The 14,845-nt window shown below is 52.5% G+C and carries 11 protein-coding genes and 1 pseudogene; 1 reads left to right on the top strand and 11 read right to left on the bottom strand.

Going from position 1 to position 14,845, the window contains the following annotated elements:
• Window positions 1-67 precede the first annotated feature (67 nt).
• The 7 genes from FBQ85_05050 to FBQ85_05020 form a co-directional block, all read right to left on the bottom strand.
• Window positions 68-499 carry a hypothetical protein gene (locus FBQ85_05050; GenBank protein ID MDL1874526.1) on the bottom strand — a complete coding sequence of 144 codons (432 nt, stop codon included), beginning with the start codon at window positions 497-499 and terminating at the stop codon, window positions 68-70.
• Between the two features lie 15 nt (window positions 500-514).
• Window positions 515-892 (bottom strand): class I SAM-dependent methyltransferase, encoded by a 378-nt coding sequence (locus FBQ85_05045; protein MDL1874525.1) that lies wholly within the window; start codon window positions 890-892, stop codon window positions 515-517.
• A 243-nt stretch (window positions 893-1,135) separates the two neighbouring features.
• A complete protein-coding gene (locus FBQ85_05040) occupies window positions 1,136-1,789 on the bottom strand; it encodes a PorT family protein (GenBank protein ID MDL1874524.1) in 654 nt (217 codons plus the stop codon).
• Window positions 1,790-1,837: 48 nt separating this feature from the next.
• Complete coding sequence (locus tag FBQ85_05035) at window positions 1,838-2,281, bottom strand: VOC family protein (protein MDL1874523.1); 444 nt, start codon at window positions 2,279-2,281, stop codon at window positions 1,838-1,840.
• Window positions 2,282-2,287: 6 nt separating this feature from the next.
• Window positions 2,288-3,454: a hypothetical protein gene (locus FBQ85_05030; GenBank protein ID MDL1874522.1), complete on the bottom strand. Its 1,167-nt coding sequence runs from the start codon at window positions 3,452-3,454 to the stop codon at window positions 2,288-2,290.
• Window positions 3,455-3,573: 119 nt separating this feature from the next.
• A complete protein-coding gene (locus tag FBQ85_05025; GenBank protein ID MDL1874521.1) occupies window positions 3,574-4,149 on the bottom strand; it encodes a hypothetical protein in 576 nt (191 codons plus the stop codon).
• A gap of 1 nt (window position 4,150) precedes the next feature.
• A complete protein-coding gene (locus FBQ85_05020) occupies window positions 4,151-4,684 on the bottom strand; it encodes a DUF664 domain-containing protein (GenBank protein MDL1874520.1) in 534 nt (177 codons plus the stop codon).
• Window positions 4,685-5,067: 383 nt separating this feature from the next.
• Between FBQ85_05020 and FBQ85_05015 the strand changes: the two genes are divergently transcribed.
• Window positions 5,068-9,276, top strand: coding sequence for a response regulator (locus FBQ85_05015; GenBank protein MDL1874519.1), 4,209 nt, complete (start codon window positions 5,068-5,070; stop codon window positions 9,274-9,276).
• A gap of 171 nt (window positions 9,277-9,447) precedes the next feature.
• On the opposite strand, the pseudogene FBQ85_05010 reads toward FBQ85_05015, so the two are convergent.
• The 4 genes and pseudogenes from FBQ85_05010 to FBQ85_04995 form a co-directional block, all read right to left on the bottom strand.
• A pseudogene (locus tag FBQ85_05010) lies at window positions 9,448-10,764 on the bottom strand (TldD/PmbA family protein).
• A gap of 118 nt (window positions 10,765-10,882) precedes the next feature.
• Window positions 10,883-12,469 (bottom strand): TldD/PmbA family protein, encoded by a 1,587-nt coding sequence (locus tag FBQ85_05005; GenBank protein MDL1874518.1) that lies wholly within the window; start codon window positions 12,467-12,469, stop codon window positions 10,883-10,885.
• A 442-nt stretch (window positions 12,470-12,911) separates the two neighbouring features.
• Window positions 12,912-14,423 (bottom strand): 4-alpha-glucanotransferase, encoded by a 1,512-nt coding sequence (malQ, locus tag FBQ85_05000; protein ID MDL1874517.1) that lies wholly within the window; start codon window positions 14,421-14,423, stop codon window positions 12,912-12,914.
• Window positions 14,424-14,527: 104 nt separating this feature from the next.
• Window positions 14,528-14,845: glycosyltransferase (locus FBQ85_04995; protein ID MDL1874516.1), on the bottom strand; the 318-nt coding region annotated here is incomplete at its 5' end.

The raw sequence follows: 14,845 nt of genomic DNA, 5'->3' as shown, positions 1-14,845 counted from the left end.
AGTTTTGAGATGATACAAAAAGCAGTGGCAAAACTTGAGGCTGCCGTTTCAAAAGCAAACCGCAGGGTTACGAGATTTTTGCAAGTCCCGCTTCCTCCCCTTTCCTGAGGCTTCGCAGTACTAACGGTGTTGTGACAAAGATTTTCTTTTCTTCGCGGTTGTTCTGCAACGCAGCATCGATATTTCGCAGTATGCTATCGTCGAGCTGCTTATGGGCGAATTCGTCCCACCAGTCCTGAAACTCAGCGGGCGTGTCCATGATGCGATTGCAATCGAAGCGGACGCGCCATTCGATTGTGAACAAGCCGGCGCGTACGATGCGAGCAACGGTGCGGTTGGCGGCGCGAACGTCATCAACATTCCTGTGCACAACGCCCAGCGGCTGGCAGCGGCCGGCGCACAGAATGCCGACCTGCCGGTGCGCGGCACTTGGGCGCAGGTCGATCAGGAGACCGGCCGTTTTGAGCACGCGATGTGCCTCACGCAGGGCATGCACCATGCCCTGATGCGCAATTCAGCACAGCGACCAAGACAAGACGACAAGATCGAGCGACGCATCCGGATGCGGCAACGCTTCTGCCGAGCCGGTGTAATACGCGACGCGCCCGAGGAAGCGTTCGGGCAAGCTCTGTTGGGCCTGGTGAACCGGCGCGGCGCTGGGATCGAACGCCGTCACCAGCGCGCCCAGTTGCGCGAGACGAAGAGTCAGACGGCCGTTACCGCAACCGGCCTCGAGCACGCGCCGATCGCGCCAATTGGCAGCTTGCCGCAGAGCGGCAATTTCTTTTTCTTCGGGATCGATGATAATGGCCATGATGTAAATGTTTCCAGTACGTTTTCTTTCAAGCCGGGGGTTATGGATTCGCCTTTTCGCCTCTGGCGGCCTTGGCATTTTTTTCAACGGTACGATCCACCAACGCCGGCGGGCAGCAGCTTGACATGATCAAAACAAGCAACAGCGCCACGCCACTGAGCAGCCAGGTGCGAGAACGGGAGAGGGATTGCAACATGGTAGTTTTCTCCTGTATTGGTCCGGTAACGCGACTTTCAAGTCGCAATCGTAAGAATTGTCAATTGTTGATGATCAAATGACAATTGAAATTCTTGTGGACGTGATGGTTTTTAAAGAGCAATACTATAAAATCGGAACGCCGAAGCCTACCGAATACGTCAAATCATTGGTGCGCACGCTGGATGCTCCGTTGTTTTTCACGATATTCGTCAAGCCGATGAGATAACGCACGCTGACGATGCCGCGATATTTCCCCAGCGGAAACGACACCCCGCCGCCGAGGCTAAAAGCGATATTCGTCGATTTCTTTTGATCTTTAATATCGGTTTCGCTCTCGTTTTTCCGGCCGTTGAAGTTCGTGATGGTTTTGCTCTTGGCCGAGAGCAACAGCCCGAGCGTGCCGCCGCCGCGCACGAACGGCTTGACTTTTCCCGCGCCAAATTCATAGCGGACTTCCGCCGGAATGCTGAAGTAGCGGAGCGACTCGCGAGTTTCGAAGGAATAGCTGCCGCCTTCGCCGAAATCCTCGCCGAATTCGTACGTGCTGCCGCTGCCGCGATATTGCACGCCGGTGGAAAAACGCAGCGGCCCGTTTTCGCACAACACCAGGTCGGCGCCGAAGAACAGGCCCAGCAAACAATCCGCGCCCTCGTCAGTGAACCTCGAATGATTCGTTCCGCCGGTCACTTCCAGACTGCGGCGGTTGTCCGAATTCTGCGCGTGTAATGCCGGCGCTGCCAATGTGATCAACAACAGCAGCAATAGATTTTTTTTCATGCCTTTTTCTCCACAATGTTAAGATTTTTGATTTTCTCCGGACAAGGTTCAAGCTCGCGTCGCCGCCAGTTTTTCCCACTCGCTCAAATACATCATCGGCAAATCACGCGGCGCTGCCGGCAAATTGCAGATCAATTCGAGCAGGTTGTTGTCCGGATCATTGAAATAAACCGAACAATTAGCCTGCCTCGGCCGCACCACCGGTTCGATTGGCTCGAACTCTTTGTGCCGAACCGGCGTGATGCCGAGTTGCATTAGCCACGCGAAGGCGCGCTGCATATCCGCATAATCGATTTGAAAAGCGAGATGTTTGCTGGCGATATGCGGAATCTCGGCTTGCCAGAGGCCGATCCAGCTTTGCCTCGGCACGATCCACATAAAAGCCGTGTTTTCTTCTTGCGAAGCGAGCTGCAAGCCGAGTTTCTGATAGAATTGCATTGATCGCATCAGATCACTCACCTGCACATGAATTTCGTAAAGTCCTTTTATCATCCGATTTCACTTCTCCTCAAAATCCGAGACGTGAGTATCTGTTCCCTCGCCGCCTTGATGAATGCCAAGGCGATAACAAATGCACTCATAGCCTTTCTCGCATTTGCCCCAAGCACTTGGCGGCAACAGCCGGTAGGAATTGACAAACGTTGCGACCGCCGCGGAAAATTGTTGATACGGGTATGACGATATTCTTTCTTCGCGAAGGTCGTCCCGAAATTTCGTCAGAAGTACTTCGTTTATGCCCCACAGCGGCTTCATACCGTCCCAATTTACTCGTGCGCTCAATCGCAGAACGGTGTTGGCATCTACTCCCAGCCGTTTTGAGCCGAGATTATCCAGAACAGACGGATCGGTTTCATGAGTAGGAAAGAAGAACAGCACGGCATGAAGGCCTTCTTGTGGCAGCGTCACCACGCTCAGGCGCAATTGCCCCGCAGGAATTCCCAGCATGCGCAGCGAGACATATTTGGCGATCGCGAAGTCGTCGCAATCGCCTTTGCCGCGCGCGAGAGTCTCAATGGGAGATTGCCAATAGTCGTGGCCATTGGACGTGCCCTTGTCCAGGGTCGCGTCGATCACATGATTGAAAAACTTGTTCACGGCTTCGATTTTCTCCCTGTCCGTACCGTGTTGCAGCGTGTTGATCATGCGCTCCCATTTATCCAATCGCTGTGCGGCTTTGTCTCCCACGCGAGTTTGGGCAGCGGTTTTGATATCGTCAGGAATCTGAAACCGGCCGCGATCGAACATGCTCGCGCCTTTGTGGAGAAGATCGGCTAAGTTGTTGCGCGCCTCGGTCACGTTAATCGGGCTTTTGTAGCGGCTGAGCGTGAGCGCCAGCCCGTGCGCTCCCAGTGCAGACATTTTCTTCATGTGCGCTACCCACGTTTCGCCTGCAATGAGATCGCGCAACAATTTGGGCACGTACATGTCGTTCCAATAGGTATGTTCGATTCCGTGAAGCTGAAGCTGGTTTGCCGGCGCAAGGTTTTGCCATGCCGCGCGAAGCTGCTCATATTCAGCCGCGGTGATCGCGTAGCCCTGTTGCACATCCGCGTTCAAATCGTAATCGCGCAACAGCGTGTTAAACGCCAAGATCGGATCGGATTGCGCCAGAAGTGCATGAGCACCGGCGGCACAGAAATAAATCAGCCACAGATTTTTTTTCATAGCCCTTGACTTCCAAAAAGTTCAAAATGCCAGGACATTTTTAATTCATAGAATTCATGTGAACATCTGATTTATGCTAGCAAAGTGACAATTGCTGGATCTACAGCGGACACGCTGCTTCACGGCATGCCCCGGAATTGCTCGAAACTCTGACCGCTGGCAAGAAACACAAGTGACGCAATGAATAGCGCCAGCATTGCGGCCGCGGTAGTGGATATGATCGCCCATCCCGCGATTTGTCTGGATTGGAACAGGTAAGCGATATTCAAAGCAGCGGGTCCGGCCAGCGGCAAATTATGGAATCCGAGCGCGAGCAAGCTGATTCCCAGCCAGACGTTGAGCGCCACGAGCTTCTTCCGCTCTCGTTGTTCGAAACTGACAATTCGCCATGTTTCGAACGTCAGCCACCAGGCTGGAATGGCGAGCGTCAGGCCGAGGGCATAGAGAAGTCCTAACGAGCCTTCGAGAGTGCCTTGGAAAAACTTGAGCGTCACAGCCAAAAGATGTCCAAAAGACATGATGCCGATCATGTCTCCAAAGAAGAGATTCATCGCCGCGATAATCTTGGCCCGAGTACACAATCTCTGCCGTCGCTGTCGCACGGCCAGCACTAAAACTGCGATGAGAGAGAGCAGCATGGCGGCGGAAAGCCACTTGCCCTCGTCCAGCACCAGCGCAATGATCTGTTCAGTCATTTCACAATTCTCCGAACATCGACAAAGGTTCAAATTGATATTCCGGCTTCACATCGAGAAACACGAGAAAGTCAGTTGCTGCCGGCTCGGCGCCGAGCTGCCGCAACATGGTTATTACCTGGCCGCGATGATAGGTGGAATGATTGACGACATGCTGCATCATGCGCTGCAGCGGATAGCGCCAGGTCTCGCCTTGCGTATTCTCGTAGGCGATCATTTTCTTCAGCGAGACTTCCGTAACGCCGCGTACGAATGCCATTTGTTCATGCTCGACTTCGGCCCACTTTGCACACACGCAAGCGAGCGTGGGAAAATCTGCGGGACTGAACATAGCTTTGGGGGATTCTTTCTGCCAACGCTTCAACCAAATCCATTCGCCCGACAAAATATGAACGAGCGTGCCGTGCACTGAACCATGGCTGCTCGCAAGATCGCGGTTGAACTGCTCGACCGTGAGCTTTGACGCGGCGTCGAGAAGGCGCGTGTTCGCCCAGCGGTTGTAATCATATAGAAGTTGTATGTCTCTTTTGTTCATGATGAAATTCACTCTCCCAACAAAGTTGAAATGGCGAAACAAGAAAAACTTCCTACCGGCAAACTCGACAATCCCGCCGGCGCCGCAAGGAAAAGCCCTTTACGGAATGCGAATTTTCTGTTCACCTGAAACCTGTTGCATGTAAAACGTAAAATGCTTTCGTTTTGCCGTTTTCGCATACGGCGAAAAGATACGCAAATCCCAGGGTGTTTACCTGACACTGACGTTGCAAACATGAGTAATCATGTTGCATTGTGGGGAAATGGATAGACTTTTTGCCGTGATTGGCGTATTAGACACAACTCATTGATGGACTTTTAGTTTATAGGCATTTATTTCAAGAATAGTGCCTTATTTACCTCACGGAACAGCGGCGCAGAAATATGTGGTTCAGAATTATTTCGATTGGCTTGACAGCCAGCCTCGTTCTTGCCTGGCCGGATAACCTTTTTGCTCAAAAGGACAATCTCAAATTTGAGCGTATCGCTATCGAGCAGGGACTTTCCCAAAACACCATTTATTGCATTCGGCAGGATCGCAAAGGCTTCATGTGGTTTGGCACGCAGGACGGGCTGAACAAATTCGACGGTTATGATTTCAAGGTGTACAAACATGATCCGCAAAATCCCAATAGCTTGAGCAACAACGTCGTCCGGGCAATCCATGAATCACGCGATGGGACGCTTTGGATTGGCACCAACGGCGGCGGGCTTAATAAACTTGTCCTGGACGGAACGGATCGCACGGAAGAAACCTTCACGCTGTTCAAGCATGATTCTCAAAACCCCAACAGCTTGAGTGACAATTATGTTTTGTCGATTCATGAAGATTCCCGCCACCGCGGAGAAGTGCTTTGGATCGGCACCCGGTACGGCGGGCTTAACAAGTTTGAGGTGAAAACCGGAAGGATTACGCGTTATCAAAACGATCCCGGCAATGCCAACAGCCTGAGTGACAATTACATCATATCGATCTATGAAGATCAGGCCGGTACGCTTTGGATCGGCACGTATGGCGGCGGCTTGAATAAATTTGATCGGGAAAAAGAAATTTGGGACCGCTATCAATACGCTTCCATGAATCCCGAAGACTTGGGCCACAATCAGATCAGAACGATTTATCAAGACCGTGCGGGAACGCTTTGGATCGGTACCGGCGGCGGACTTGACAAGCTTGTCCTGGAAGGATCGAACCGGCAGAACAGCGCCATCACGCATTATCACCACAATCCTAAGGATCCTGCCAGTTTGAGCGCGAATGCAGTCTGGTCGATTTTTGAAGATCAAGCAGGCCGGTTTTGGATCGGCACCGGCAACGGCCTCAATCAATTCGATCGCGTCACGGAAAAATTCCAGCGCCATCATCATGATCCTGATGATCCCAGCAGCCTGAGTGATAATTATGTCCGCGCGATTGGCGAAGACCGCTCCGGCATGCTTTGGATCGGCACCTGGAACGGCGGGCTCAACAAGCTCGATCACCGCAGAGGGATGTTCGCGCATTACCGCAACATTCCGAATGACGCCAACAGCCTGAGCCATAACAATGTCCGCGCGATTTACGCCGGCCGCGACAGCGTGCTCTGGATCGGAACGCGGGGCGGCGGGCTTAACAAATTTGACCGGAAGAAGAAAATTTTTACGCATTACGCGGAAGACCCCAACGGCTTGAGCCACAATTATGTCTGGTCTATTTTTGAAGATCGCGCTGGAGAGTTTTGGATCGGCACGTATGGTGACGGGTTGAAGAAATTCGATCGACAACAAGAACGCTTCACGCATTACCGGCACGATCCGGCCAATCCCTACAGTTTGAGCCACAAGCACGTCACGCCGATCTATGAGGACCGTACCGGCGTGCTCTGGATCGGAACCGACGGCGGTGGACTCAACCGGTTTGATCGCGCTGAAGAAACGTTCAAACATTATAAACATGATGCCAACGATTCCACCAGCTTGAGCCACGACGGCATCTGGTCGATCTTGCAAGACCGCGCCGGCACATTATGGATCGGAACAGCCGGTGGGGGGCTCAATGGGTTCGATGCAAGAAGCGAAACATTTAATTCTTACAAAAATGATCCGCATGACTCCTTGAGCCTGAGCAATAATCACGTTTTCTGCATTCACGAAGATTCCCGCAACGCGGGGATACTTTGGCTCGGCACCTGGGGCGGCGGGCTGAACAAATTCGATACGGCCACCGGGAAATTCGTTCATTACACTGAAAAAGACGGGCTGCCCAATGACGTGGTTTATGGAATTTTGGAGGATGATCACGGCAATCTTTGGCTCAGCACCAACAAAGGTATTTCGCGATTCAACCTCCAAACCGAAACGTTCAAGAACTACAATATCCACGACGGCCTACAAAGTTATGAATTCAACGGCGGCGCTTATCACCAAAGCAAAAGCGGTGAAATGTTCTTTGGCGGCATCAACGGCTTCAATGCCTTTTATCCCAACGAGATCAAAGACAACGCCCACCTTCCGCCCATCGTGATTACGGCGGTCAAAAAATTCGATCAAGTCGCCAAGCGCGATATTGCGGCGGCGGATGAAATCGCGCTTTCCTACCGCGACAAATATTTGACCTTCGAGTTCGTCGCGTTGGATTACACCAATCCTGAAAAAAATCAGTATGCGTACAAGATGGAAGGTTTTGACGAAAATTGGATCAACGCCGGCGCCAGGCGCTTCGTCAGCTATACCAATCTCGATCCAGGAAATTATGTGTTCAAAGTCAAAGGTTCGAACAATGACGGGGTTTGGAACGAAGAGGGCGTCGCGGTGAAAATTGCGATTGCCCCGCCGCCGTGGAAAACCTGGTGGGCTTACGCCCTTTACGTTTTACTCGTTACGAGTTTGTTGTATGGCATTCGCCGCTACGAGTTGAATCGCCTGCGGCTGAAGAACCAGTTGCAGCTCGAACATGTGGAAGCGGAAAAGTTGAAAGAGCTGGATCATCTGAAATCCAAATTTTTTGCCAATATTTCCCACGAATTTCGCACGCCGCTCACGTTGATTCTCGGCCCTCTCGAAAATGCCGTTGCCAAAATTTCCGACCTCGTCGTGAAAAAACAGCTTGCCATGGCCTTCGAGCATGGCCGGCGCTTGCTGCGGCTGATCAACCAGATTCTCGACCTTTCAAAACTCGAGGCCGGCGGGATGGAATTAAAAGCGAGCCGCAACAATCTGATTCCATTCTTAAAGGGAATCGTTTTTGTTTTCGAATCGCTGGCTGAAAAGCGGCGGATTACCCTGGATTTTCGCTCGAGCTACACGAATCTCGAGGTTTACTATGATATCGAGAAAATGGAACAGGTCTTTTACAACCTGATCTCGAACGCCATCAAATTCATTCCTCCCGATGCGGGCGGAAAAATCACCGTGACGGTGACGCAGTCGCAGATATCGCTGCTCAAAAAACTGCCGCCCAATGTGGAATGCGTGCGCATCAGCATCAAGGACACCGGCATTGGCATTCCGGCGGATCAGCAGCCGCACATTTTCAACCGCTTTTATCGCGCCGAGAATTTGCCGAGGAACTCGCAACCGGGCACTGGCATCGGCCTGGCGCTGGCCAAGGAGATTGTGGAATTGCATTTCGGGCAAATCGACATGAACAGTGAGGAGGGCCGGGGCACGGAATTCATTGTGACGCTGCCGCTGGGCCAGGACCATTTGGCGGCAAATCAAATTGTTGAAGATGATGAGCCTGGCGAGAACAGATTACCGCGGCGCGTGCCGGAGAAGATTTCTGCAGGGGTTTTGCCGGAGAACGATCATGCTGCCGACACCGAGAGTGAGCGTGAAAGCGAGGTGCAGGACGTCATCTTGATCGTGGAAGACAACCAAGATGTCCGGACTTTTATTCGGCAATACCTGGAGCCGGATTACGCCGTCGCCGAGGCCGTGAATGGGCGTGATGGTTTTGAAAAAGCCGCCGCCGCCATTCCCGATCTGATTATCTGCGATGTCATGATGCCCGAGCTGGACGGCTACGAGTTGTGTCATGCTCTAAAGAATGACGAAAAAACCAGTCACATTCCGATTATTCTGTTGACGGCCATGGGCGGCGAGGAAAACAAGCTGCAAGGTTTGCAAACCGGCGCCGATGATTACTTGACCAAACCGTTCAGTTCCAAAGAACTGCTGGCGCGGGTGGAAAATCTCATTGCGCAGCGCCGCAAGCTGCGCGAACGGTTCAGTCGCGAAATTGTGCTCAAACCGAGCGCGATCGCCATTACTTCGACGGATGAACGGTTTCTGAATCGTGTCAAAGAAGCCGTGGAAAAAAATCTCGGGGACGAGGAGTTTTCCGTGGAAGATTTGGGCCGCGAAGTGGGAATGAGCCGCGTGCAACTGCATCGCAAGCTCAAAGCGTTGACTAACCAATCTGCCAGCGAATTCATTCTCTCCATGCGCCTGCAGCGCGCGGTTGATTTGTTGAACCAGAACGCCGGCACCGTTGCTGAAATTGCTTACCTGGTGGGATTCAACACGCCCAATTATTTTGCCAAATGTTTCCGCAAGCAGTTCGGCTGCTCGCCCTCGGAGTATAAAATAAATCTTGCGCAACAAGTTTCTTGATGTTGTTTCTTAAAGCCTCTCCTTTCGTTCCCCCTTGGAAGGCTCCAACGGATCAAAAGAGCAATCGTGTATTGCGATAAAAAAATGTACTCGCCAGATTGTTTCAATCCGTTGGAGTTTTGGCGCGCACAGAATCGACTTTCGCGCCGGCCGCTGAGGGCGCGATTCACCTCACACTGCATCCGACAAGCTGGTGAACGTGAAATCGCGAAGCTTCATCGGCGGAATGAGATTACCGTTGATGCGTTCCGGCTTGCCCAGCGCTTCGATGTTGTTCAGCATGATCACCGGGCTTTCATTGAAACGGAAATTTTTGATCGGAAATTTGATTTGCCCGTTTTCGATATAATATAAACCGTCGCGCGTCAGGCCGGTGTAGAGCAGGGTTTGCGGATCGACGGTGCGGATGTACCACGTGCGCGTGACCAGGATACCCTTTGCCGTGCTCTTGATCATCTCGTCAATCGTCGCGGTTCCGCCTTCCATCACGCCGTTGGCGGGCGCGGGCACAGCTTTCACGCCCTTTTGCTGCGCCCAAAAGCGCGAGTAAAAGAGATTCTTCACCACGCCCTTTTCAATCCAATAGGTTTTCTCCTGCGGCCGTCCATCCTGCCCCCACGTCGCGGTTGCAATGTCGGGATGAGTGGGATCGGAATAAATCGTCACGCGTTCATCCACGATTTTCTCGCCGAGTTTCGTGCCGCCGCCGGCCTTCGCCAAAAAACTGCGGCCTTCATCTGCCTGGCGCGCATCCATGTTGAAGATCATGTTTTGCAGCAAGTCGATCGAAGCAGCCGGTTCGAGAATGACGGTGTATTTGCCCGGCTCGATCGCTTTCGGCTGTTGTGATTTGATTGCTTTATCGATCGCGACTTGCGAGGCCGCGCCGGTGTTGAGTTTGCTCACATCATTGTAATCGCGCGTGACGTAACCCGAGCCAGTGCCGTCTTCGGTGCGGACTGTGACGGAGAAATTGACGCCAGTTTGCGTGTGATAGGCAAACAAACCTTTGGTGTTCATCATGGATTGAAAACCGGCGCTATCTTGCAAGAAGCCGGCAGCAATCAAATTCTTTTCGCGCGCCGGTTTGATGCTGTCCACCGCGGCTTGCGCGCGCTAGTCGGGAGAGATTTTCGCCGTTGTCTCAAAGTATGCTTTCGAGGTGAGATAGGTTTGCGGGCCCAGCATGCCGACGTATTCCGGATTTTCCGGAGCGAGCTTGGCCAACTCTTCGGAGCGGCGCACGACTTTTTCCAACGAGGCATCGTCAAACTCGTTTATCGTGGCTACTCCGGATTTCTTGCCGTAAGTCGATTGCACCACCAGGGTGGTGTCGTTGGTGGCGCCACTCGTGGTAACCGTGTTGCGCGCGTAGCGAATATTGCCGCCGAAGTTGCCGTTTAAATTGGCTTCACATTCTTCGGATTTGGAATAGCTCAGAACTTTTTCAAGAATCTTCCGAGCTTCCGCTTCAGTGAGTAATGGCATATCTAAAATTCCTTTTGGTTGCGGGTTTTCGTTGCAAGTTGCTGGTTGTTGGTTGCTGTCCCTCGCCCGATGGTTTCAAAGAATGAATAACGAGAAACAAGCAACCAGGAGCCAGCAACTAGATTTTTCTCTCGGTATTGATGACATTGACGCCGTTGAACCGCGACGTGGCACAGCCGTGCGATACCGCGCTGATTTGCCCGGGTTCGCCTTTGCCGTCAAAGAACGATCCGCCTAAGCGGTAATCGCTTTCGTCGCAAATCGCCACGCAGGAATTCCAGAACTCCTGTGTGTTGGATTGATAGGCCACATCGCGCAGCATGCCGGCAATCTTGCCGTTTTTGATTTCATAAAACAACTGGCCGCCAAATTGGAAATTGTAGCGCTGCTGATCGATCGAATACGAGCCGTCGCCGATAATATAGATGCCCTTCTCCACACCCTTGATCATGTCTTCGACCGAGAGTTTCTCTTTGCCGGCGGCCAATGAAACATTCGGCATGCGCTGGAATTGCACCGAACTCCAGTTGTCGGCATAGCAGCAGCCATGTGATTCGTTTTCGCCGAGCATATGAACCTGATCGCGAATCGCTTGATAATTCACCAGAATGCCGTCCTTCACCAAATCCCAGCGTTTGCATTTGACGCCTTCATCGTCGTAGCCCACGGCGCCGAGCGAGCCGGTTTGCGTTTTATCGGCGAAGAGTTGCACGAGTTTGCTGCCATAGTTGAAGGATTTCGATTTCCACTTGTCGAGTGTCGCGAAACTGGTGCCGGCATAGTTGGCTTCATAGCCCAACACGCGATCCAATTCCAGCGGATGGCCGACGGATTCATGAATGGTGAGCCAGAGATGCGAAGGATCGAGCACGAGATCGTATTTGCCCGCTTCCACGGTTTTGGCGCTGTGTTTTTCTTTGGCCTGTTTGGCGGCGGCGGTTGCGTCCTCGAGCATATCGTAGTGTTTGCCGTAGCGCGTGGTTACGCCCGCAACTTTGCTTTCCGGGCGGGCGCTGAGATACTCCCAGCCCATGCCCATGGGCGCGCTCAACGCATCGCGTGTTTGAAATTTGCCCTTTTGCGGATCAATGGCGGTGACCACAAAATTCGGCCAGATGCGATGAACGTCTTGGTCGATGTAGGAGCCGTCGGTGGAGGCATAATATTTTTGTTCATTCACCAAAAACAGAAAGGAATTGACGAAATTTGCGCCGTTTTTCATGGCGGCATCGTTGACCGACATCAGCAAATCGACTTTTTCGGAGATGGGTACCTCGAAGGCATTCTTCTCGATAGGCGTTTTCCATGTTACCTCGCCGTGGCCTTTCACCGGCGCAAGCTGCACCGGCTCGGTTTGCAATGCGGCATTCGCTTTCGCAATCGCGACGGCCTGTTCTGCGGCTTTGGCAATCGCATCTTGCGTCACCTGGTTGGTAGCAGCAAAGCCCCAGGTGCCGTTGGCAATCACGCGCACGCCCGCGCCGTAGGATTCGGTGTTGACGATGTTCTGCACTTTGTTTTCACGCGTGATCACGAATTGGTTGAGATAGCGTCCGATGCGCACGTCGGCATAGGTCGCGCCTTTGGCCGTGGCCGCGTTCAAAGCGGCGTCCGCCAGTTTTCGTTTGTCGCCGTTGGGCACGGCCGTTAGCGCGCCGAACAAGGACGTTGGCTTGCCCATGATCGGAATGGTGAGCGCGCCCATGCCCACGCCCGTGAGCCGCAAGAATTCACGTCGCTTCAAGATGAAACCTCCTCTGCTTGGTTTGAGATGGTGGAGAATGAGAGTTGCTTCGCGGTTTTGTTTTAGGATTAAAGACGATGAAGAACCTGCGATGTTTAAGCCATTTTTGGGTGTTGGGTTAGACGTGGGGTGGGGCGAAATGGTTGCCGCCGTGCGAGCACTGTGATACAATGCCTCTGCATCGCATTCATGCCAGAGACGTCGCAGGCATGAATGTTTTCAGATTTTTTTCGAACGCAAGAACGTAGGGGCGAGTCGCCGACTCGCCCCTACTGCACCAAATTTGAATGATGTCCGTGACGGAGTTGCAACTGCTGCTGGAGCGGTTGGCATAATCCAATCGTCCGTAAAGACGTGCCGCCGACACGTCTCTACGCCCGTCATCTTGCAATCACGCTGCCATTCACCCCCGCCCGGAATAAATCGTCAACTGCTTCATTCTCTGCTTGATCTCATCCGTCAGCATATCCTCGGTAAAACGCCATTCCCAATTGCTTTGCGTGGTGCCGGGCAGGTTCATGCGGCCTTCGGTGCCGAGGCCGAGTACATCTTGTAACGGAATAATGGCCGCGCGTGCCGAAGATTTCAACGCAATTTCGATTAATTCCCAATTTAAGTTACTACCGTCGCTATGCAAAAGCCGTTTCACATTAGCGCGTTCCAGTTCGGCCTCTTCCGGGTTGCGGCCGCTGGTGTTATGAAACCAGCCGAGCGTCGTATCATTGTCATGCGTACCGGTGTAAATCACAGAATTCTCTGGAAACCCTTCCATGAGACCGCGAAATAATTTGTCGTCATGCCCAAAAGCAAATTGCAACACCTTCATGCCCGGAAAACCGAATTGATCGCGCAGCGCTTCGACTTCGGGCGTAATCACCCCCAAATCTTCCGCGATGATGGGAAGCTGTCCTAATTCCTGCAACACAGCGCTGAAAAAATGCGCGCCCGGACCTTCCACCCATTTGCCGTTAATCGCGGTTTTCTCGCCGGCGGGAATCTCCCAATATTTTTCGAAGCCGCGAAAATGGTCGAGGCGGATGTAGTCGATTAACTTCAGCAACGAACGGAAGCGTTCGATCCACCAGGCATAGCCGGTCTCGGCCATGCGCTCCCAGCGATAAATGGGATTGCCCCACAACTGGCCGGTGGCGCTGAAATAATCCGGCGGCACACCCGCCACGATGGTGGGATTGCCATGTTCGTCGAGATAGAACAATTCAGGATTTGCCCACACGTCAGCGGAGTCATAGGCGACAAAGATGGGGATATCGCCCATGATCTGAATCGCTTTTTCATTGGCGTATTTGCGGAGTTTGCTCCACTGACGGAAAAACAGGAATTGATAGAAGGAATATTGCTCGATTGATTCAGCGAGTTCTTTCTTTGCCTTATCGAGAGCGGATTTTTTTCCTGAACGCAGGTTCGAATCCCAGCCGTTCCATGCGCCGCCGCCGTTCGCCTCTTTCAGGGACATGAATAAGGAGAAATCGTCCAACCAGAAGGCATTCTCGGCGCAAAAATACGTAAACTCGTTTCGTAATGCTTCAGGGTTGGTCTTGAATCGCTGATAAGCCGTCAGCAACAGATTCAGCTTTTTCGGTATGATCAGGCCGAAATCAACGCGAGAGGCGGGCAGGTCCTTCATCGAATCCAGGTCAGTTTGAGTCAACAATCCGTCTTCGAACATGGCATCCGGGCTGATGATATAGGGATTCCCCGCGAAAGCAGAGAAACACTGATAAGGCGAATCGCCATACCCGGTGGGACCGAGTGGAAGAATCTGCCAAAGTTTACAGCCGGTGGATGCAAGCCAATCGATGAATCGAAAGGCTTGCGGGCCAAGGTCGCCAATGCCAAATGGACCGGGCAGGCTTGTCGGATGAAGCAGGATTCCTGAGGAGCGTTTGAAAGTCATTGATATTCCATCGTCTATGAAATTATTCAAAACCATGCGGAGATTAAAGAGGATGGCAAATTGTTATTGGTCCGATTCGCCATTCTTTTTTTTCAATCCTGATATTATTTAACCAACGATTCGTAGAGTTCGAGATATTTTTTCGCGGAAGCCTTCCAGGAGAAGTCCTGCGACATCCCCTTCCGCTGAATGGCAGACCATTTCTCGCGATCTTCCAGTACTTTGATCGCAGCCTTGATCGCCCCCGTTACAGACATGTGGTGTGCCTTTTCGAACACAAAACCGGTTTCGTTCTGAATGACAGTGTCTTTCAATCCGCCCACCGCGCGCACAACAGGTACACAGCCGTAGCGCATGGCGATCATTTGCGCGAGCCCGCAAGGTTCGTACCGTGAAGGCATGAGAAGCATATCCGCGCCTGC

The organism is Cytophagia bacterium CHB2 (genome assembly GCA_030263535.1).
GTDB lineage: Bacteria > Zhuqueibacterota > Zhuqueibacteria > Zhuqueibacterales > Zhuqueibacteraceae > Coneutiohabitans.
This window is presented reverse-complemented; position numbering and strand designations above follow the sequence as displayed.